Below are 548 nucleotides of genomic sequence, written 5' to 3'. Positions count from 1 at the left end.
CATACAGCGGCGAGCGCCGGTGGCCGGGGTTGGGCCGCTCGACCACCAGTCCCTCCGCCGCCAGCCGCTGGAGCTGCTTGCGCGCCCCCTGCCGGCTGACGCCCATGGCATCCGCGATGCGGGGTGTGGTCAACGCCTCGCCCGCGAGGGCGAGCGCCCCCAGCATCTGCCAGCGCGCGCTGGTGAGACCCAGCGGGGCGACGAAGCTGTCGCCCCACTCGATCAGGCGCCCGTGGGCGCGGAAGACGGCGAGCACCGTCTCAGTGATTCGCTCGACACTCGACCCGGGCATGGCGTTACTCCGGTAGGGACCATGGGGTCGATCGTCAGTTATTGACAACCGGTTGTCAAATGCCGCCGGTCGGCAACGGCGGGCTCGGTCAGCGGTTCACGTCGACGACCCGCCGGCCGCGGACCTCGCCGGCCATAAGTGCCGACGCCCCGGGAATCACGGCCTCCAGACCGATCTCCCCGGCGATGGTCTCCAGAACACCCTCGTCGAGGCTGTCCGCGAGCCGGCCCCACGCCTCCAGGCGGTCCTCACGAGG

General features: G+C 71.4%; 1 protein-coding gene. It reads right to left on the bottom strand.

The window, feature by feature from the left end; all coding sequences use genetic code 11:
* Positions 1–292: MarR family winged helix-turn-helix transcriptional regulator (locus G7A99_RS24265; RefSeq protein ID WP_163144636.1), on the bottom strand; the 292-nt coding region annotated here is incomplete at its 3' end.
* Between the last annotated feature and the right edge of the window lie 256 nt (positions 293–548).

This window comes from Arhodomonas sp. KWT (assembly GCF_010993615.1).
This window is presented reverse-complemented; position numbering and strand designations above follow the sequence as displayed.